This is a genomic window from Streptomyces sp. L-9-10 (assembly GCF_004151105.1).
In the GTDB taxonomy this organism is placed as follows: domain Bacteria; phylum Actinomycetota; class Actinomycetes; order Streptomycetales; family Streptomycetaceae; genus Streptomyces.
Genome location: NZ_PHRF01000048.1, coordinates 1 through 20085 on the forward strand (window position 1 = coordinate 1; position 20085 = coordinate 20085).

11 protein-coding genes, 3 tRNA genes and 1 pseudogene are annotated in these 20085 nt (G+C 67.3%); 8 read left to right on the forward strand and 7 right to left on the reverse strand.

Annotated elements, in window-relative coordinates; genetic code table 11:
* The 4 genes from CU044_RS12590 to CU044_RS12605 all read right to left on the reverse strand — a co-directional run.
* Positions 1-1840, reverse strand: a 1840-nt coding sequence (locus CU044_RS12590; protein WP_129768634.1) for an ABC transporter ATP-binding protein, incomplete at its 3' end; no start/stop codon positions are given.
* Complete coding sequence (locus tag CU044_RS12595; RefSeq protein ID WP_129768635.1) at positions 1840-3573, reverse strand: ABC transporter ATP-binding protein; 1734 nt, start codon at positions 3571-3573, stop codon at positions 1840-1842. The genes CU044_RS12595 and CU044_RS12590, both read right to left, overlap by 1 nt.
* Positions 3574-3836: 263 nt before the next feature.
* On the reverse strand, positions 3837-5288 hold the full coding sequence (locus CU044_RS12600; protein ID WP_129768636.1) for an FGGY family carbohydrate kinase: 1452 nt from the start codon (positions 5286-5288) through the stop codon (positions 3837-3839).
* A gap of 68 nt (positions 5289-5356) precedes the next feature.
* The gene (locus CU044_RS12605; RefSeq protein WP_129768637.1) at positions 5357-5656 is read right to left on the reverse strand and encodes a YtxH domain-containing protein; all 300 of its coding nucleotides are present in this window, start codon (positions 5654-5656) and stop codon (positions 5357-5359) included.
* Between the two features lie 220 nt (positions 5657-5876).
* Between CU044_RS12605 and CU044_RS12610 the strand changes: the two genes are divergently transcribed.
* From CU044_RS12610 to CU044_RS12620, 3 genes are all read left to right on the forward strand, one after another.
* Positions 5877-5949 (forward strand) — tRNA-Asn (locus tag CU044_RS12610).
* Positions 5950-5954: 5 nt separating this feature from the next.
* A tRNA-Asn gene (locus CU044_RS12615) sits at positions 5955-6027 on the forward strand.
* Between the two features lie 246 nt (positions 6028-6273).
* Positions 6274-6347, forward strand: a tRNA-Ile gene (locus CU044_RS12620).
* A gap of 133 nt (positions 6348-6480) precedes the next feature.
* Here CU044_RS12620 and CU044_RS12625 read toward each other — a convergent pair.
* Complete coding sequence (locus tag CU044_RS12625; RefSeq protein ID WP_165371874.1) at positions 6481-8379, reverse strand: tyrosine-type recombinase/integrase; 1899 nt, start codon at positions 8377-8379, stop codon at positions 6481-6483.
* Positions 8380-8906: 527 nt separating this feature from the next.
* On the opposite strand from CU044_RS12625, the gene CU044_RS12635 reads away from it, so the two are divergent.
* Positions 8907-9887 carry a recombinase family protein gene (locus tag CU044_RS12635; RefSeq protein WP_129768639.1) on the forward strand — a complete coding sequence of 327 codons (981 nt, stop codon included), beginning with the start codon at positions 8907-8909 and terminating at the stop codon, positions 9885-9887.
* On the opposite strand, the gene CU044_RS12640 is transcribed toward CU044_RS12635, so the two are convergent.
* Together CU044_RS12640 and CU044_RS12645 are read right to left on the reverse strand one after the other, a co-directional pair.
* Positions 9838-11106 carry a cytochrome P450 gene (locus CU044_RS12640; RefSeq protein ID WP_129768640.1) on the reverse strand — a complete coding sequence of 423 codons (1269 nt, stop codon included), beginning with the start codon at positions 11104-11106 and terminating at the stop codon, positions 9838-9840. The genes CU044_RS12635 and CU044_RS12640 overlap by 50 nt on opposite strands.
* Positions 11103-12296 carry an MAB_1171c family putative transporter gene (locus CU044_RS12645; protein WP_240045532.1) on the reverse strand — a complete coding sequence of 398 codons (1194 nt, stop codon included), beginning with the start codon at positions 12294-12296 and terminating at the stop codon, positions 11103-11105. The genes CU044_RS12640 and CU044_RS12645 overlap by 4 nt, the downstream gene beginning before the upstream one ends.
* Before the next feature lie 426 nt (positions 12297-12722).
* On the opposite strand from CU044_RS12645, the gene CU044_RS12655 reads away from it, so the two are divergent.
* The 4 genes and pseudogenes from CU044_RS12655 to CU044_RS40180 all read left to right on the forward strand — a co-directional run.
* Entirely contained in the window at positions 12723-13769 is a 1047-nt protein-coding gene (locus tag CU044_RS12655; RefSeq protein WP_165371876.1) for a hypothetical protein, read from the forward strand.
* 2 nt (positions 13770-13771) lie between these two features.
* Positions 13772-14674 carry a ParB N-terminal domain-containing protein gene (locus tag CU044_RS12660; RefSeq protein ID WP_129768643.1) on the forward strand — a complete coding sequence of 301 codons (903 nt, stop codon included), beginning with the start codon at positions 13772-13774 and terminating at the stop codon, positions 14672-14674.
* Between the two features lie 242 nt (positions 14675-14916).
* Entirely contained in the window at positions 14917-19605 is a 4689-nt protein-coding gene (locus tag CU044_RS12665) for an RHS repeat-associated core domain-containing protein (RefSeq protein ID WP_129768644.1), read from the forward strand.
* Positions 19602-19943: pseudogene (locus CU044_RS40180) on the forward strand (SMI1/KNR4 family protein); the annotation flags it as partial. The gene CU044_RS12665 and the pseudogene CU044_RS40180, both read left to right, overlap by 4 nt.
* Between the last annotated feature and the right edge of the window lie 142 nt (positions 19944-20085).

Here is a 20085-nt window from a genome sequence, read left to right on the forward strand (position 1 = left end):
AGCCCTGTTCGACGATCGCGCCGTTCTCCATCACCAGGATCACGTCCGCGTCCCGGATCGTGGAGAGCCGGTGCGCGATCACAAAGCTCGTACGGCCGTGGGCCAGCCGCGCCATCGCCTTCTGGATCAGCACCTCGGTCCGGGTGTCCACCGAACTGGTCGCCTCGTCCAGCACCAGGATCACCGGATCGGACAGGAACGCCCGCGCGATGGTGATCAGTTGCTTCTCACCGGCGCTGACCCCCGACCCCTCGTCGTCGATCACGGTGTCGTACCCGTCGGGGAGCGTACGGACGAACCGGTCGGCGTGGGCCGCCCGCGCCGCCTCCTCGATCTCCTCCCGGGTGATCTCGCGCGACGCGCCGTACGCGATGTTGTCCGCGATCGTGCCGCCGAAGAGCCACGTGTCCTGGAGGACCATGCCTATCCCGGACCGCAGTTCCGCACGGGACATCCGCGCCACGTCCGTGCCGTCCAGCGTGATCCGGCCGCCCGTGACCTCGTAGAACCGCATCAGCAGATTGACCAGCGTGGTCTTGCCCGCGCCCGTCGGCCCGACGATCGCGACCGTCTGCCCCGGCTCCACCGAGAGCGACAGATCGTCGATCAGCGGCTTGTCGGGCTCGTACCGGAACGACACGTGTTCCAGCGCGACCCGGCCCCGCGGCTCGTGCAGCCGCTCCACCGCGGGCGCGTCGGCCTCCTGCTCCTCCGCGTCCAGCAGTTCGAAGATCCGCTCGGCGGAGGCGACACCCGACTGAACCAGGTTGGCCATCGACGCGACCTGCGTCAGCGGCATCGAGAACTGCCGCGAGTACTGGATGAACGCCTGCACATCACCGATCGACAGCGAGCCCGAGGCCACCCGCAGTCCGCCGACGACCGCCACCAGCACATAGTTCAGGTTGGAGACGAAGAGCATCAGCGGCTGCATGATCCCGCTGTTGAACTGCGCCTTGAAACCCGCCTCGTAGAGCTGGTCGTTCTGCTCGCGGAACGCCTCGGCCGACTCGTCCTGCCGCCCGAAGACCTTCACCAGCGCGTGCCCGGTGTACATCTCCTCGATATGCGCGTTCAGCGTGCCGGTGACCTTCCACTGCTGGACGAACTGCGGCTGCGACCGCTTGCCGACCTTCGCCGCCACCAGCACCGACAGCGGCACCGTCACCAGCGCGACCAGCGCCAGCAGCGGCGAGATCCAGAACATCATCACCAGCACACCGATGATCGTCAGCAGCGAGTTGATCAGCTGCCCCATCGTCTGCTGCATGGTCTGCGAGATGTTGTCGATGTCGTTCGTCGCCCGGCTCAGCACCTCACCGCGCGGCTGCTGGTCGAAGTACGACAGCGGCAGCCGCGACAGCTTCGCCTGGATCTCCTCCCGCATCCGGTACACCGTGTGGTTGATGACCCGGATGGAGAGCCGCGTCGACACCAGCATCAGCAGCCCGGCGGCGACATAGACCACCAGCACGATCAGCAGGACCTCGCCCACCGCGCCGAAGTCGATGCCCTGGCCCGGAGTGAAGTCCACTCCGGAGAGGAGATCGGCCGCGCCGTTGTCGCCCCTGGCCCGCAGCCCCTCGACGGTCTCCGCCTTGGAGACACCGCCCTGGGTCTGCCGGCCGATGACCCCCGCGAAGATGAGGTCCGTCGCCTGTCCGAGGATCTTCGGACCCACGACCGACAACGCGACGCTCACCACGCCGGCGGCGAACATCCACCAGAGGGTCGTCCGCTCCACGGCCAGCAGCTTCAGCAGCCGCTTGCCCGAGCCCTTGAAGTCCATGGACCGCTGTGTGGGGCCCGCCATCATCATGCGTCCGCCAGGACCGCTCATCAGGCAGCCTCCGCCTCGGTCAGCTGGGAGAGCACGATCTCCCGGTATGTCTCGTTCTCCGCCATCAGTTCGTGATGGCGGCCCGACCCCACGATCCGCCCCTCGTCGAGCACCACTATGCGGTCGGCGTCACGGATGGTGGAGACGCGCTGGGCGACGATCACGACGGTCGCCTCCGCGGTCTCCCGCGCCAGCGCGCCGCGCAGCGCCGCGTCCGTGGCGTAGTCCAGCGCCGAGAACGAGTCGTCGAACAGATAGATCTCCGGCCGCTGGACCAGCGTCCGCGCGATCGCGAGCCGCTGCCGCTGCCCGCCGGAGACATTCGTACCGCCCTGTGCGATCGGCGCGTTCAGCCCGCCCTCTAGGGCGGCGACGAACTCCCTGGCCTGAGCGACCCCCAGCGCGTGCCACAGCTCCTCGTCGGTCGCGTCCGGATTGCCGTACCGCAGATTCGTCGCCACCGTCCCGGAGAACAGATACGGCTTCTGCGGTACGAGACTCACGGTCTTGGCCAGCAGCACCGGATCCAGCTCGCGCACGTCCTGCCCGTCGACCAGCACCTCCCCGCCGGTCGCGTCGAACAGCCGCGGTACGAGACCGAGCAGCGTCGACTTCCCGCTGCCCGTCGACCCGATGACCGCGGTCGTCTCACCGGGCCGCGCGACCAGCGACACCTCGCGCAGGACGGGCTCCTCGGCACCGGGGAAGCGGAACTCCGCGCCCCGCACCTCCAGATGCCCGTGCCGGCGCAGCTCCCGCACCGGGTTCCGCGGCGGCACGACACTGGAACGGGTGTCGAGCACCTCTTCTATTCGCTCGGCGCACACCTCGGCGCGCGGCACCATCATGAACATGAAGGTGGCCATCATCACGGCCATCACGATCTGCATCAGATACGCGAGGAACGCGGTCAGCGCACCGATCTCCATCCCGCCGCTGTCGATCCGGTGCGCGCCGAACCAGACGACGGCGACCGACGACAGGTTCACGACCGTCATCACGGTCGGGAACATCAGCGCCATCAGCCGGCCGGTCGACAGCGCGACATCGGTCAGCTCGGTGTTGGCGCCCCGGAAGCGCTCCTTCTCGTAGTCGTCCCGTACGAAGGCCCTGATCACGCGGTTGCCGGTGATCTGCTCGCGCAGCACCCGGTTCACCGTGTCCAGCCGGGTCTGCATCGTACGGAACAGCGGCCGCATCTTCCTGACGATGAGGCTCACGGATATCCCGAGCAGCGGCACGACGGCCAGCAGCACCGACGACAGCGGGATGTCCTGGCCGAGCGCCAGCACGATGCCACCGACGCACATGATCGGCGCGGACACCATCAGCGTGAACGACATCAGGACCAGCATCTGGACCTGCTGGACGTCATTGGTGGTGCGGGTGATCAGCGAGGGTGCGCCGAAGTGACCCACCTCACGGGCGGAGAAGCTCTGCACCCGTCCGAAAACGGCGGCCCGCACATCCCGGCCGAGGGCGGAGGCGGTCCGCGCGCCGTAGTACACGGCGCCGATGTTGCAGATCACCTGGACGACACTGACGGCGATCATGATGCCGCCGAACTCCAGGATGTAGCCCGAGTCCCCCTTCACGACACCGTTGTCGATGATGTCGGCGTTGAGGGTGGGCAGGTAGAGGGTGGCGCATGTCTGCAACAGCTGGAGCGCCACCAGCAGGGCTATCGGTCTCTTGTACGGGGCGAGATGGGCTCGCAGAAGTCTCAGCAGCACGCGCAGTCTCTCGGGGTCGGCTCGGGGTGAAGATCGCGAGAACGGGGATCAGCCCCCATTTTGCGGTACCGCCCCCGCTGAGCCCCAAGGGTTTATGGCCAAGGACGGGTCAAGAACGGGAGCGCGCTCAGGCCGTCCCGAAGGCGCGCGGACGTCTCACCGACGGCTCACCCCGGCGCTGCGCCCCCCCGTGCGCTCCGCCGGCGCCGACCCGGCCGCCCGCCCCGCTCAGCCCCCGCTCACCGTCCCACCGGCCCGCCCGCTCAGCTCCCGTGCCCGTGCCCGAACGCCCCGGGGTGGATCTGCTCCCGCGTCGCCGTGTACTGCTGCCGTACCGCCGTGCCCACCGCCGCGTCGTCGCCCGGCTCGAACACCTGGGCCGCCGCGCCCTGCCAGGCCGGCGGCGTGTGCGGGGAGAGCGACCCCTGCGAGACCCCGAGCGCCCAGGCCGCCTGCCGCGCCGCGCCGATCGCGGTGTAGTCGGCGGGCTGCGGTACGACGACCTGCGCCCCGAAGATCGCCGGAGCCAGGGCCTGGACGGCGGGCAGCTCGGCGGCGCCGCCCAGCAGGAACACCCGCCGCACCTCCACCCCCCGTCCGCGCAGCACGTCCATCGCGTCGGCGAGCGAGCAGAGCATCCCCTCGAACGCGGCCCGCGCCAGATGCTCCGGCTTCATCGACTCGCGCCGCAGTCCGGTCAGCGTGCCCGCCGTGTGCGGCAGCTGCGGGGTCCGCTCGCCTTCCAAATACGGCAGGAACACCAGCCCCGAGGAGCCCGGCGTGGACTTGAGCGCCAGCTCCGACAACTCGGTCAGCTCCGCCGTACCCAGCAGCTCCGCCGTACCGCGCAGCGCCCTGACGGCGTTCAGCGTGTGGACGACGGGCAGATGCATCCCGGTCGCGTCCGCGAAGGAAGTGATCATTCCGGACGGGTCGGCCGCCGCCTCGTGATGGACGGCCATCACCGAACCCGACGCCCCCAGCGACACCACGGCGTCCCCGACCGCGACACCGAGCCCGAACGCGGCGGCCATCGTCTCACCGGTCCCCGCCGAGATCAGCAGCCCCTCAGGGGTGGTCCCGGCGGCGTCCGCCGGGCCGAGCACCTCCGGCAGCGCGGCCTGGTGCCCGAGCGCCAGCTCCACCAGATCCGGCCGGTACGCACCGGTACGCGCGGACCAGTAGCCGGTCCCGGAGGCCCCGCCCCGGTCGGTCGTCCTGCGCGCCGGCCGCCCCAGCAGCTGCCAGACCAGCCAGTCGTGCGGCTGGAGCACCAGCGCGGTGCGCTGCGCCGCCTCGGGCTCGGTCCGCGCCAGCCAGCGCAGCTTGGCCACGAGCTGACTCGACTGCGGTACGGACCCGACGGCCTCGGCCCAGGCATGCCGTCCGCCCAGCGCGTCGACCAGATCGGCGGCGGCGACCTGCGCCCGTTTGTCGTTGCCGACCAGCGCGGGCCGTACGGGGTTGCCCTGCCGGTCCAGCGCCACCATGCCGTGCTGCTGCGCCGCGACCCCGATGGCCTGCACGCCCTCGAGCAGCCCGCCGGACGCGGCCTCCCCGAGGGAGAGCAGCCAGGCCTGCGGATCGACCTCGGTGGCTTTGGGCTCGACCGGATGGGCCGCGTACCCCTGCCGCAGCACGGCACCTGTGTCCGCGTCGCAGACGACGACGCGTGTGAACCCGGACGAACTGTCCAACCCGGCGACTATTCCCATGACACCCGATTCTGCCGCACGCGCGGCACGAGGGGCGCTGCCGGGACGCCCGGGTGTCCGGATCCTGGTCAGGTATTGCTCGTACCCCAGTCGTCCTGGCCGTTCTGGCTCCGCTCGCGCAGGGAGCGCACGCGCTGGGCGACGGAGTCCGGCAGCTTGTCGCCGACCACGCTGTTCACCGAGTGGTACGCCTTGCCGGCGACCTCGCGGCCGGTCTGCGCGGCGGACTCGGCCGCGTTGCGCACCGCCGGATTCTGCGACACCTGGCGGGCCGACTTCTTGAGCTGCTCGTAGCGCTCACGGCCGGCGCGGGTCCCCAGGACGTACCCGCAAGCCAGTCCCGCGATGAATGTGAGGCGGTACCGCATGGCTGCCACCCTTCCCTCTCGGCGTCGCAGTCCCCAGCGTCAGCGTCGGACCGTCGTTCTGTGCTCTCCGCCTACCCCGTCGGGGCCCGGGATCACCCGGCGTACCCCGGGTCGATACCGATTGGCAAAGCACCCCCCTGCTTGCGCTAATGTATGTGTCGCAGCGAACGCGCGCCGCCCGGGAGGACCGGGGTGGGTACGTTCGGTGCAGACGCAGCAATCCCCTGTAGCTCAATTGGCAGAGCAGCCGGCTGTTAACCGGCAGGTTACTGGTTCGAGTCCAGTCGGGGGAGCGCGATCCCCTGTAGCTCAATTGGCAGAGCATTCGGCTGTTAACCGGAGGGTTGCTGGTTCGAGTCCAGCCGGGGGAGCGGTCGTACGAAGAGGGCCCCTCGGGGCCCTCTTTCGTGTGTTCATGATCACCCGCCGACGCTCCGCCAACTGGGCCTCGCGCCCCTTTTGGGTACCTCTTACGGATCTGGTCCGCGGTTCCTGGAACCGAGCGGCGCACGGCGAAGTCCTCATGGTCAGAGGATGCCGACCATCCGAGGCAGGAGATCGTATGAGCGGCTATGCTGCGGCAGACGGCGCGCACAAATGTGCGCGACGCGCCGTTAGGGGCGGTAGCTCAGCCGGTTAGAGCAGCGGACTCATAATCCGTCGGCCGTGGGTTCGAGTCCCACCCGCCCCACGCATGCTTCTCCCAGGAGAACCGTTTCTACACTGGGGAAACGGGTGAAGGTAGGTCGCCACTCCCGCGCGGCGACCCCCGTTCATTCGTTCAGACCAAGATCCAGTGGACACGCAGTGGACGCGGGGACGACTCAGTGGACAGAAGCGCCCTTACGCAGCCTTCCGGCGGGTGTTCGGAGACTGCGGGAGGCTGCGGGCGGCAGGCCCGTGGGCAGCGCCCAGCCGTCCACACCCGGGGACTCCGAGCGGGCGACCGTGAAGCGCGTGAGCGAGAAGTCCGGCCGCTGCTCCTCCGGATAGCGGTCGTTGAAGTTCTCCACCCGTACCAGTTCCAGGTCGTTGGTGGTGCAGTGATCCCGTAGCCACTTCACGGCCGCGTTGGCGGCGTCATCCTGGCCCCGCCCGGCCAGGTTGATCATGCCGAGGAGAGCAGAGTCGGGCTGGGCCTGTGCTCCGACGGCCCAGGTGTTACCTGACTGTCGTGCCCCGTGGGCGAAGAAGACGGCGATGTCGTTCCGCCAGGCTGTCTCGGGGATCGACAGCGGGGTGCGCACGATGAAGGGGATGTCGCGGGGAACGACGGCCATAACCGACTCGGCCTCGGCCCGCATCATCTCGGGCAGCACGCTGGTGTAGGTGTCGGAGGTGATCTGGCGCGAGGAGTGCCCCAGCTTCTCCTGGACCACCTTGATGTCGTGGCCCGCGAGCAGGGACAGGGTGGCGGCGAGGTGTCGCAGGTCGTGCAGGCGGACCGGAGGTAGGCCGGACAGCTCCACGAGGCGGGTGAAGCGTCGGGATATCCAGTCGGGGTGCAGCTCCTCGCCGTTCTCGTGCGTCCACACCCGGCCGCTTTCGACGTAGGCCGTGCCCCACTCCTGGCGCTTCTGGTCCTGCTTAGCGCGGAAGCTGACGAGGTTGTCGCCGGACTCCAGGCTGAGAGACAGGGTGCGGACACTGTCGGCCTTTGGCGCTTCGCCGTACAGCTGGTAGGCGACCTCCACGATCTGTTGGGAGATCCGCAGCCAGAGGGCGTCCGTGCTGACCTCGGTCCAGGGCAGCGCGGCCATCTCGCCGCGGCGGGGGCCAAGGAAGATGAAGCTGTGCCACAGCTCGTAAAGCCAGTCCTCCATGACGAAGTCCAGGAACTCGCCGGTGAGCTGCGGTGTCCAGACCATGACCGGGCCGGGCTTCTCGCCGGTGCGCTTCCAGTGCTCGACGCGCTCGGGCGTCCACACCAGCGGCTTCGGCCGTGTGACCGGAGGCAGCTCAACGAGCTGTGCCCAGTTCCTGCTGAAAGCTTGCTCGCGCTTGATCCCCCAGGACAGAGCTGAGCTGAGGGTGTCGTTGATGCGGTGCATGGTGGCGGCGGAGGTGGTCTTCCGCAGCCCCTTTCTGCCCTCGCGGAGTGCAGCGTTCGAGTCGAGGAAGGCTCGACGGGCGGTGCGGCGCTCCTCCTTCTTGGCGTAACCCGCCGTCCTCACCCAGGCTTGGTGTGCCTCGTCGCGGTCCTTCTGGAGCTGATCGACGCGGAGGCGGTGGAGAATCCGCTCGGCGTTCTCCTTCTCGATCGCGTCGTACAGCTTGTCGAGGTGACGCACCTTGAGGTCGCGTCGCTTGATGTGCCCGAGGTGAGGGAGCAGGTAGTTGTTGATGTGCTCCTCGTAGCCGTGGCGGGTTGTGCGGGCCAGCGACTTCTTCGCCTTGATCCACCGGCGGAAGAAGTCTCCGCACTTCTCGTCGGACAGTACGTCGGTGCCGGCCGAGGCGGCGTCGTACAGCTCCTTCGCCTTCTTCTTGGCATCGTCCAGCTTGGTGAAGCCGCCACGGCGCACGCGTGCGCGCTTGCCGCCCTCGCCGGGTTCGGCCTCGAAGTAGAAGGCCCAGGTGCCGTGTCCCTTGCCCAGCTTGGGGCACGTCGTCTCGATAGAGCCGATCTTCGGATTGCCGTCGGCGTCGAGGACCGGCTTGCCCTCCTTGTCCTTCAGCGGCCCCTTGCACTGGCATCGCCGGTAGTAGCTCGGCTCGAACATTTGACCCCCTGGTCTGTCGCTTTGCTCACAGCCAGTCATTGGTGCTGTGCGTATCCGTACGTGTCTGGCGTGATCTCCTTCGATCTTGCTGGGGCTGTCGGACACTGCTGTAAAGTCGTTTCCGAGTTGGCGTGGGGGAGGATGCGACCAACGACATGACTGCTCAGGAAGCGGCTGGGGAAGCTTCGGGTACGGCCGGAGCGATGGGGCTGGAAGAGCTGTTGGCTCTCCCGGCCACTGTGAATGTTGCAACTGCCGCTCGGGCCTTGGGTATCGGCCGGGACAAGGCGTACCAGCTCATCAAGGCAGACGAGTTCCCTGTGGCGACGTTGCCCTTGGGGAGCACGGTGCGAGTGCCGACAGTCGGCCTGTGGAAGGTGCTTGGTGTCGACAAGGCCGATAGGAGTGGAGCGTAGAAGGTGTGTTTGTGCGCCCCTGAGGTGTCTGTGATTGCTTCAGCAATGTGACCTATCTTGGATAGAATTGCTGTTGTCAAGGGGTTGGTTCGAGAAGAGGGAGACAGTCGAGTGCCACGGCTCTTCGGGTTCGAGGACATGGCCCATAGGCGGCTGCGCGAGACGGAGGCGGCTGCCATACGCCAGGCGGCCAGCCGCTTTCTCGTCCGGCAGTCGTATCCCGGCATTACTGAGTGGCTGAACGACGAAGGGCACCGCACCACCCGCGGGGGAAAGTTCCGTCCGGCCACGGTGGCGGGGATCCTGGACAACCCGGCGATTGCCGGTCTGGCTGAGGACGAGCAAGGCAACCTGTACGAGACGGGCGGCCCGCAGATCATCACGCCCGACGAGTTCAAGCAGATCCGCGCCATGCGAAAGGCCAAGCAGGAAGGCCGCAGCAGGCAAGAGCAGCGCGACCACCTCTTCACAGGCACAGACGCGGCGGACTGCGGCCTCTGCGGGATTCTTCTCACGGCGGCTCCGTCGAACAGTGGGAGCCGGGGCTACCGCTGCGCCAAGCACACGGCTCAGCACCCTGGGGGGTGCGGCAAGATCCGGATCAACGCCGATGCGCTTGAGGCATACGTTGGCGAACACGTCCTGGCGGAGTTGGCCAAGCCGGAGGTCAAGGCGCAGCTCCTCGTGGCGCGGGAGCAGATGCTGTCGGAAGCGGCGGAGCTGCGGAAGCAAGCCACGGAGGACCGGAAGAAACAGCAGGAGCTGGGCGAGCAGTACGCCGAGTCCTCGGGTATGTCGTTGGCGGCTTTCAAGAGTGCCGACAAGAACCTGTCGAAGCGCATTCGTGAAACCTCGGCGGAGGCACGGCGCCTGGAACAGGTCCGGCACGCTCCCCTCGGGGGCGTGTCGGACCTGGTGAAGTGGTGGAAGCACGCCCCTCTGGCAGGGCAACGGGGAGTCGTGGTCCTCCTGCTGGAGAAGGTGACGGTGTACCCGGCGGCGTCCCGAGGCTCGCGCACCGTGGACAGCGCCCGGGTCTCCCTCAGCTGGAAGAAGTGGGGATCGTTGCCGACGGCTGAGAAGGCCGTTTGACGCCCTGCCGCGAGGCCGACGGGGCCAGCGTGACAGGCAGTTCCCTGAGCGCGTGAGACCGCCAGGACGAGCGCCAGCGAAGCTGTTCCACGTCGACCGTGAGACCGAGGCGAGGGAAGCGCCGGACCAGGGTCTCGATGGCTATACGGATCTGAAGGCGTGCCAGAGGAGCACCAAGGCAGTAGTGCACCCCCTGTCCGAGGGCGAGATGCGCTGTGTCCTTGCGGTGAATGTCGAACTGGTCCGGATCGGGGTAGCGGTCGGGGTCCCGGTTCGCTGAGGCCAGGCAGAGCATGACCGTATCGCCAGAGGGAATGGCGATACCGCTGAACTCGACAGGTTCGGTGGGAAACCGGCGGATGGCCATCTGGTTGGGATGTACGTAGCGCAACAGCTCCTCGACTGCGGTGGGGAAGAGCGAGGAGTCTTCTCGCACGGCAGTGAGCTGCTTCGGGTGGCAAAGCAGGGTGAGTACCCCACTGGTGATGAGGTGCTGGACGTTCTCGCTGCCCGCCATGAGGATGAGGAACGCCAGCGACACGAGTTCGTTCTCGGTGAGCTTGTCTCCGTCGTCGCGGGCCACGATCAGGGCAGACAGCAGATCTTCACCTGGGGTCGAGCGGCGCGCCGAGATGAGATCAAGAAGGTAGACGTGGATGGCGTCTATCGCTTGAGCGATCTGGCCCGAGTGTCCCGCGGCGAACATGGTGGATGCCCAGCGAGCGAAAGGGGCGCGGTCGGGTTCCGGTACGGCGAAAAGATCGCCGATGACCGTGATCGGAAGACGGCCCGCGAAGTCGGCGGCGAGGTCGGCTTCCCCTTGTTCAGACAGGCTGTCGAGGAGCTGATCGACTGCGGCATGCACTCGGTGCCGCAAGGTTTCTACATGGCGGGCGGTGAACGCTTTGGAGACCAGGCGGCGCAGGCGCAGGTGGTCATCCGCATCGATGTTCAGGAGATTGGCGTCCAGGGCCGGCGGAAGCGAGAAGCCCTTGTATCCCGTGCCGGAGGCCGCCTTGTTCACTGACAGCCGGGGGTCAGCGAGCCCGGCTCGTACATCGGCTTCCCGCAAGACGAGCCATACAGGCGAGCCGTCCGGGAGCGCGATCCGATGGACTGGTGCCTCGTTCCGTAGCCGTGCATACACCGGGTACGGATTGGTGGCCGACTCGGCGTCAAAGGGCTGAGCGAGGAGCTCGGCCGAGGACTGTGCGGTCATGCGATTTCCTTTGAACTGGGCCGGACGAAGCCGCTGGCGGCGAGGACTTCCCTCACGATCGGAGATCGGTAGTAGGCGCGCGCCAGCCTGCGTTGGAAGTCCAGCTCTGCGGTGAGATCTTGCGGCTCTTCGGCAAGGGGCGAGGGAGAGCTCTGAGGTAGCCGTTGCCCTCCGGCCCTGGCGCGGAGAGCGACTTTCAGCTGTGACGCCTCGATGGTGGCGCTTAGGTCGGAGCCTTCCAGCCCGGCTGTTCTGGCGAGCCTCTCCGCGCGCTCAGCGATATGAGGGTGCATGGACTTACGGAGCACCCATTGCGCGTCACGAATCTCAACCATCAGGCGGTACAGGCGGGTACGTACGTCGGCTTCCGGCCCGAGTTCCAAGACCATGCAATCGGTCTGCGCAGTCACCTCCGGGTGCAGCGGCTTCAGCTGCCGGATGGCGATCTCGTGCTGCACGCGTAGCCAGATACGGCTTAGGTGATGGCCCCAGTCGGGCAGGGTCCAGCCGATCGTCTTCGTGATTGCCGCGATGGACACGGAAATTTGAGCTACAGGCTCCCAAGCCTGGCCACTCGTACCCAGACGTCCGGCGACGATGTCGGCGACGCGGCACAGGCTGTAGATCATCGCAAAGGGCATAGTTGCCGCGATCATGACAAGTCCGCGACGGAGCCAGGGTGTGGGCGCGACCTTCGCGTAACGCCAGCCGAGAATCCCGACGTCAATTTGGTTCACGCTATAGCCGAGGAGGTACACGCCGAGATAAGCCGGGTAATACTGGGCATGGTTGACGGCGAAGTCATCGGGGTTCTCGTGATGGCTCGTCGCTGCGGAGAAGAGAATGACCATAGTGGCCAGGATCAGGGCGAGTGCCGCGATGCGCGGCATCGCTTTACGCCAGGCTGCGCGGCGGTCATGTGACAAGTGAAGGAGGATCAACTGCTGAGTGGCGGCGGAAAGGATCACTGTGCTCTGTGAGAGGAGCCCAGAGAGGTTCACGATCCCCGCTTCTGCGCTGACAGCCACCCACACCGTCGGCGTGGAGATGGTGAACGTCACGAACAGAAAGAAGAAGTTGCCGATCAGGGCGATCTGGGTTGGAGACCGGTCGCTGCGTAGAATTCGAATCTTGTAGACCAGGGCGAGCAGGCTTACTAACGCGCACACCGGGTACAGAACGCTATTCATTGGAGCCTCTACGTGTGGGGTGTTCGAGTGCGGACAGGCGTTCCGCAAGGTCCCGGGCCTCTGGCGGTACTGACCAAGTGCGGGGCTCTGTCCACGCGCTGATCCGCTGGCCGATGATCGAGCCCACGTATTCGGCCTCTTGCTCGGCCTGTGACTGGGAGTGATCTCTGCCCAGGACGCGGTGGACAAGGGCCGGATCGAGTCCGGGGAGCAGCATTCTTGAAGCTTCCGGGCTCATGACCGGCGCCGCCTCGTGATCACAGATGAAGTGGCCCACCTCGTGAAGCGCGACTTGCCGCTTGTGCACAGGAGCCAAACGCTGTTCCAGGACGATGAAGTCATGATCCTCCGCCGATACGAGCAGGCCGTCAGGGCTTCGGCTGGCTCGCGGACTCCTTGGACGACGGTGTCGGTACGGTCGCGGCGATGATGCTTGGCACCCGGTTCCTTGCCAGCGTGGGGCGCGAAGGGCTGTGGCACGAGAGGGTGGTGCACTCCTACCGGGAGCAGTGGAAGGCCAAGCACGCGGAGACGGTCGAGCGGCTGTCCGGCTCGGACGTCGAACTGGCCTCGTACCAGGTGGAGGACGTGCGCTCCTGGCTCCAGAAGGTCCCTGGCGATGCTCCGGTGTGCTCCTTCCCTCCCTTCTACGGCGGCGGCTACGAGAAGCTGTACGAGCCGCTGGAGGCACACTTCACCTGGGATGCGCCGCAGTACGAGCCGTTGTCCGACGACGACGTGGTCAGCGTGCTCGGTGCGATCACGGACCGGCCGTACTGGCTGACGGCCTCCAACCACCACGTCCCCGAGCTGAGCCAGTACCTGCGGGGGGTGATCAAGGCGACCCCGCGGGCTGCTCCCTTCTACGTGTACGCCAGCGAGGCCCGGACGAGGATCGTGGCCCCGCGCCAGGCGATCGAGCCGGTGAAGGCTCCCCGTCTGCGCCAGGGTGACGAACTGGTGAGCCCGCTCAGGCTGTCGCTGCTGAAGCCGGGACAGTTCAACGCGCTCAGGAGCCGCTACCTGAACCCGAAGATCGCACCGGGCGCGGCGAATTTGGCGGTGGCGGTGAAGGACGGCGGTGGGCGGGTGCTCGGCGTGTTCGCCATGGCTCCGAGCACGTTCACGCCGGACGAGGTCTACGTGCTCAGTGACTTCGCGGTCGCGCCGACCGATTACCCGAGGTTGTCGAAGCTCATCTTGCTCGCGGCCATGAGCACCGAGGCGCAGTTGCTGTGTCAGCGGTCGTTCTCGCGGCGTATCCGGCGGGTGGCGACGACGGCGTTCAGCAACAACCCGGTGTCGATGAAGTACCGCGGGCTGCTGCGGCTGAACAAGCGCAGTCCGTCGAACGACGAGGGCTGGCGGTACCAGCTCCAGTACCAGGGGGCCATGGGTCAGCACACACTGGCCGAGGCTCTGAAGATGTGGGTGAAGCGGTGGGGCGCCCCGATGACGAAGACGGGAGTCTGACCATGGAGGAGACCACTCGGCTCGCCCCGCCGCAGATGGTGGAGGGCGATCCGCGCACGCTGGCGCTGCTGGATGTGAACGCGCGGTTCCTGCCGCACGAGCAGTTCCGGCAGCTCGTGTCGAACATCGAGCGGGACGGGCATCTGACCTCGACGCCGCTGGTGTGGAACGACCGGGAGTCGGGGCGGCTAGTCGTTCTGTCTGGGAATCACCGCACGCTCGCCGCGATTGAGGCCGGCCTGCCGACGATCTGGTGGATGCAGATAGACGAGCCGCTGCCCCGCCAGCGGCAGATCGCGCTTCAGCTCTCGCACAACGCCATTGCGGGCCACGACGATCCGGCGATCCTGAAGGAGCTGTACGACGAGCTGGAGAACGTGGAATGGCGGCAGTACACGGGTCTGGACGATAAGGCCCTGGATCTGCTGGAGAAGGTGGACGTGGCTTCGCTGGGTGAGGCGAACCTCGACTTCGCGTCTGTGCAGTTCATGTTCCTGCCCGATGAGCTGGAGCGGGCCGAGGCCGCGTTCGACGCGGCGCGTTCGGCGGCAACGGCAGATGAGCGGTGGGTGGCCGGGCTGGAGCAGTACGAGCCCGTACTCGATGCGCTGGAGTCGTCCCGGGCCGCGTACAAGATCGGCAACAGCGCGACGGCGCTCGGCGTGATCCTGACGGTGTTCGAGCGGCATCTGTCCGAGCTGGCCGAGGGCTGGTTCGACGCGGCGTCCGGTGACCCGATCCGGGCGGGGACGGCGCCGCTGGAGACGGTGTTCGGTGTGCGGGACGTGCCGGTGGAGACGGCGGCCGTCGTACGGGCGGCCATCGACCGGATGGTGCAGGACGGCACCGTGCCGGAAGACGCGCCCTGGCGTGCCCTGGATGTTCTCGCTGGCGCAATACCGTAAAGGGGCTCGTCGGCCAAGATGGACGGGTTCGCCGTGTGTCGTCTACCGGCGGGCCCCGGGACCGCCGTGCTGGGTGCGGGCGCCACCAATGTGAGCGGTGCGGGGCTTCCCGCATGGGAGGACGGGGCCTGGCTGCCGGGCAGGTGGCCGGGGAACCACTGGGATCGCGTGGTTGTCTCGTGTCATGCTGGTCGATCTTGTTGACTCGGCTCGATTGTGCGTTATATGGGGGCTGTTGCGTCATGGGTTACACCATTCCTGAGGGCGTCGACACCATGCTTGATGTCGTCGGTGTGGGATGGCCGAACGTTGATGAGGACGCCTACCGGGACATGGCGGACGCGCTGCGGGAGTTCGCGGACGATGCGGACGACGACGGGCACGCCGCTCATCAGCACATTCAGCGACTGCTTTCGAGCGGGCAAAGCGAGTCGCTGACGGCGCTCGACCTCCACTGGGCGAAGGTTCAGGGCAAGCACAAGGACTTGGCGGCGGCGGCCCGGATCGTCGGGGGTGCGCTGGACCGGGTGGCGGACATCATCGTGGCGCGGAAGATCGCCGCGGTAGGTGAGCTCGCGGAACTGTGCGCGACGGTGGGAGTCACGCTGGCGTTCGCCCCGTTGACAGCCGGCCTTTCGACGCTGCTGGCAGGGGCCAAGATCGCCGCCACCCGGATCGCGTTCAAGCGGATCCTGAAGGAGATGGCGGAGGAGGCCGTGGCGGAGATCGTCGCGACGCTCACGCAGCCGGCGGTCGCCGCGTTGGAGAACATCGTGGCGGATCTGGCGATCCAGACCGCGCTGAATGTCACGGGCGTACAGGAGGGCTACCACGCCGACCAGGCCGCGCAGGCAGGCAAGGACGGACTGCGACTCGCTTCCGCCGACGGGGCGGGCGGCCTTGGGCCCGGCGGCGGTCCGGAGATCGACCACGATGCGCACGGCCGGACGGGAACGAAGCTTGCTGGTGTGCAGATCTCCATGCGGGACAAGGCGGGGAGCAAGCTCAGTAAGGCCAAGGGGCACCACGGGCGGGCCAAGGGCAAGGATGCCCTGACTGCCGTCCTCGATTCCACCATCGAGAAGATGACGGAGAAGCTCGGTAAGGGACTAAATGACCTGGGCGAGCACGTCGGCACGACCTTGCCCAAGGCCATCACGAAGAGTTCGGCCACGCACAGGGAGACGGACCAGGACATCCGCGAAAGGATCAAGAAGATCACGTCCGATGACAGCAAGGACGGCAGCGAGGGCGGCGGGCGTCGTGGCGGCGCGGACGGCGGGCAGCGGAGCCGTCCCGCATCGATGCGGGAAGCGCCGGACAGTTCCCGCGCGTTGGCGGTCTCTCTTCGCAAACGCCGCTGCGAGACCGACCCCGTTGATGTCGCGAGCGGGGACATGGTGCTCCCTCAGACGGATCTGGACCTACCCGGGGTCCTGCCGTTGGTCCTGCGGCGCACGCACATATCCGGCTACCGCTACGGCCACTGCTTCGGGGCCAGTTGGGCGTCCACGCTCGATGAGCGGCTGGAACTGCTCGGCAGCGGCGCGGCGTGGGCACGAGCGGACGGCTCGGTGCTCATTTTCCCCACCCTGCCCGGTGATGAGGGCGAGGAGATCTGGCCTCTCGACGGCGACAGCCTGCCGCTCACCTACGTGGAGACCAGTGCGCTGGGGGACATCACCTACGCCGTGAGGGACCCTCGTACGGCCCTGACCCGGCGATTCACGGGTAACCCCTACAAGTCGGGCAGCCTGTACTGGCTGCGCGAGACAGAAGACCGCAACGGCAACGTCATACGGATCGGGCGTACCGGGGACGGTCTGCCGACCACGGTGGTCCATGGGGGCAGCTACCGCGTTCTGGTCTCGTGCGACCCGGAACGCGGCCGCGTCACCGCACTGGCGCTGCAGACCCCGGACGGTCCCGTCCAGGTGCGGTCCTTCGGCTACGACGGCGACGGCAATCTGGAAGCCGTCACCAACTCCTCCGGCTTGCCAATGCTGTTCACCTACGACGCGGAAGGCCGGATCACCTCCTGGACCGACCGTAACGACTCCATCTACCAGTACGTGTACGACAGCCCCGGCCGCGTCATCCGTACGGTCGGCCCCGACGGATTCCTCTCTTCCGAGTTCACCTACGAGGTCCACAGCGAGACCGGCCACGGCGTCACCCGCTACACCGATTCCACCGGCGCCACCACGGTCTTCCATGTCAACGAGGCCTTTCAGGTGGTCGCCGAGACCGACCCCCTGGGACATACGGCCCACTTCGAGTTCGACGCCCAGGACCAGTTGCTGGCGCAGACCAATGTCCTGGGTCACACCACCCGCTTCGAACGCGACGCCCATGGCAGCCTCGTCGGCCTTGTCGCCCCCGACGGTGTGCGCACCACCGCCGTGTACAACGAGATGCGGCAACCCGTCGAGGTCACCGAGCGCGGCGGTATCCGGCGTTCCTACGCGTACGACCAGCAGGGCAACCTCACCGCCGTGATCGAGCCCACCGGCGCCCGCACGGAGTATGAGTTCAACGACCGCGGTCATGTGACCAGCGTCCGCGACGCGGTTGGCGACGTCACGCGAATAACCTCCGACGCGGCCGGTCTGCCGCTGCGGATCTCCGCGCCCGACGGTGCGAGTACCGTCTGCGCTCGGGATGCCTTCGGCCGCGTCACTACCGTCACCGACGCCCTGGGTGGCACGCTCCGCCAGGGCTGGACAGTCGAGGGAAAGCCCGCGTGGCGTGAGCTGCCCGACGGCACCCGGGAGGAATGGACCTGGGACGCCGAGGGCAATCTGATGGGCCACACCGACCGTATGGGCCGCACCACTTCCTCCACGGCTACCCACTTCGACCTGCCCGCCACCACCCGCACTGCGGAGGGAGGCGGCTACCGCTTCACCCACGACACGGAACTGCGGCTCACCAAAGTCACCAACGCCCAGGGCCTGGAATGGCATTACACCTACGACGCGGCCAGCCGGCTCGTGTCCGAGACCGACTTCGACGGCCGCACCCTGTCCTACGAGCACGACGCCCTCGGACGTCTGATACGCCGCACCAACGCCGCCGGCCAGAGCCTGACGTTCGAACGCGACGTTCTCGGCCGCGTCACCCAGCTGCACCACGACGACGGTTCCGTAGGCGTTTTCACCCGCGGAGAGACCGGCCACGTTTCACGAATAACCAACGCCCACGCCCGCATCGACCTCCAGCGGGATGCCGCGGGACGAGTCATCTCCGAGACCGTCAACGGGCGCACCCTGGCCTTCGCCTACGACGCTCTCGGCCGGCGCACCCACCGGCGCACCCCGTCCGGCGCCGGCAGCGACCTCGCCTACACCTGGGAGGGACTGGCCACCTACACGGCCGGAGACCACACCTTCCGCTTCGACCGCGACGCACTCGGACGCGAAACCGCACGCACCCTTGAGAACACGCTCACGTTCCGCCAGGACTGGGACGAAGTGGGCCGCCTTACCCGTCAGTCTCTCAACACGCCGCACACCGACGTCCTGGAACGGACCTTCCACTACCAGGCCGACGGCTCCCCCCTCAGCATCGATGACAGCCACACCGGCCGCCGCACCTACACCCTCGACGCGGCGAGCCGGATCACCGCCGTCCAGGCTCGCGGGTGGAATGAGCAGTACGCCTACAACACCGACGGCGACCAGACCCACACCGCCCTTCCCGCCCAGGCACCTGGCCAGGACACCACCGGCGCACGCGGCTACAACGGCACCCGCATCACACATGCCGGACGAAGGCGGTACCACTACGACGCCCAGGGCCGCATCACCCTGCGGCAGACCACCACCCTCAGCGGGAAGACCCTCACGTGGCGCTTCACCTGGGACGCCGAAGACCGTCTCACCCACGTCCAGGCCCCCGACGGAGCACGGTGGCGCTACTTCTACGATGCGCTCGGCCGCCGGATCGCCAAACAGCGCCTGGACTCCGAGAGCCACGTCGTTGAAGCCACCTCCTACTGCTGGGACGGGGCGCAGCTGGCCGAGCAGTACACCGAGGGCACGACGCTGGTGTGGGACTACGCGGGGCTGCGCCCGCTGGCGCAGCGCGAGTTCAAGACCGACAGCGCCCAGCAGGAGATCGACCGGCGGTTCTTCGCGATCGTCACCGACCTGTCCGGCAGTCCCAGCGAACTCGTCGCAGGCGACGGGTCGCTCGCGTGGCGGGCCCGCAGCACCGCATGGGGCGCCACCCAGTGGAACCGTGACAGCACCGCCTACACCCCGCTGCGCTACCCGGGCCAGTACTTCGACCCGGAAACCGGCCTCCACTACAACGTCAACCGCTACTACGACCCCGACCTGGGCCGGTACATCACCCCCGACCCGCTCGGCCTCGCCCCCGCCGTCAATCACTACGCCTATGTACCCAACCCCTTCACCCTGGCCGACCCGCTGGGCCTTGCGGGCTGCGAGGCCGACCCCACCTGGGGAGGGCGGGTCACCTTCACCCAGGACGAACACGGCCGTCCGTACGAGATGAACGCGACCATCACGAGAGACATGCTCGACGAAGGCACGGACGCGCGGAACTCGCTGAAACCCCCAGGGTTCATACACGGCACCGACTACAACCAGGCGCGAGGACACATGCTGGCGAATATGCTCGGCGGCTCCGGAGACACTCTGGACAATCTTTTCACCATTACACAAAACCCCACAAACAGCCCGCATATGAGGGACCTGGAGCAGTCGATCTACAACGCCGTCGCGGTGGACGGAGAGACCGTCACCTATAACGTCTACCTCGAATACACGGACGACAAGAAGGATTCTGTCCCGAAGTGGATTCAGATGGAGGCCCACGGAAGCGGCGACTTCCATCTTGACGCGCAGTTCGAAAACCCCGACCACGCCGCACAGCAACAGCGACGCCTCCGAGGAGCCCCGTGACCGCCATCGCCGCACTCACCCAGCTCTGCCCGCCCCCTCCGAGTCCACCTCCTGCCATCGACTGGAATGGGGTCGAGGCCGGCCTCGGCATGCGACTGCCCGAGGACTACAAGCAGCTCGCGGCCACCTACGGTCCCGGGGTCTTCTCCGGCTACATCCACATCTACCACCCCCATGGCGCCACCGAATGGGTCGATCTCACCGGCCCCATGCCCGCCAGAATCCGCGCGCAGTTGCAACTTGATTACGACCGCGGCACCCACCCCGTCCCGTACGATCCGCAACACCTCTTCGCCATCGGCGGCACCGACAACGGCGAATACCTCTTCTGGATCACCGACCCGCAAGGTGCCCCTGACACCTGGCGCATTGCCGTGAACGAGGCCCGTGGGCCACGCTGGTTCACCTTCGACGGCACCCTCACCGAGTTCCTCACCTCCGTCCTGAGCGGAGAGACAGCCGTCCCCCAGTTTCCCAAGG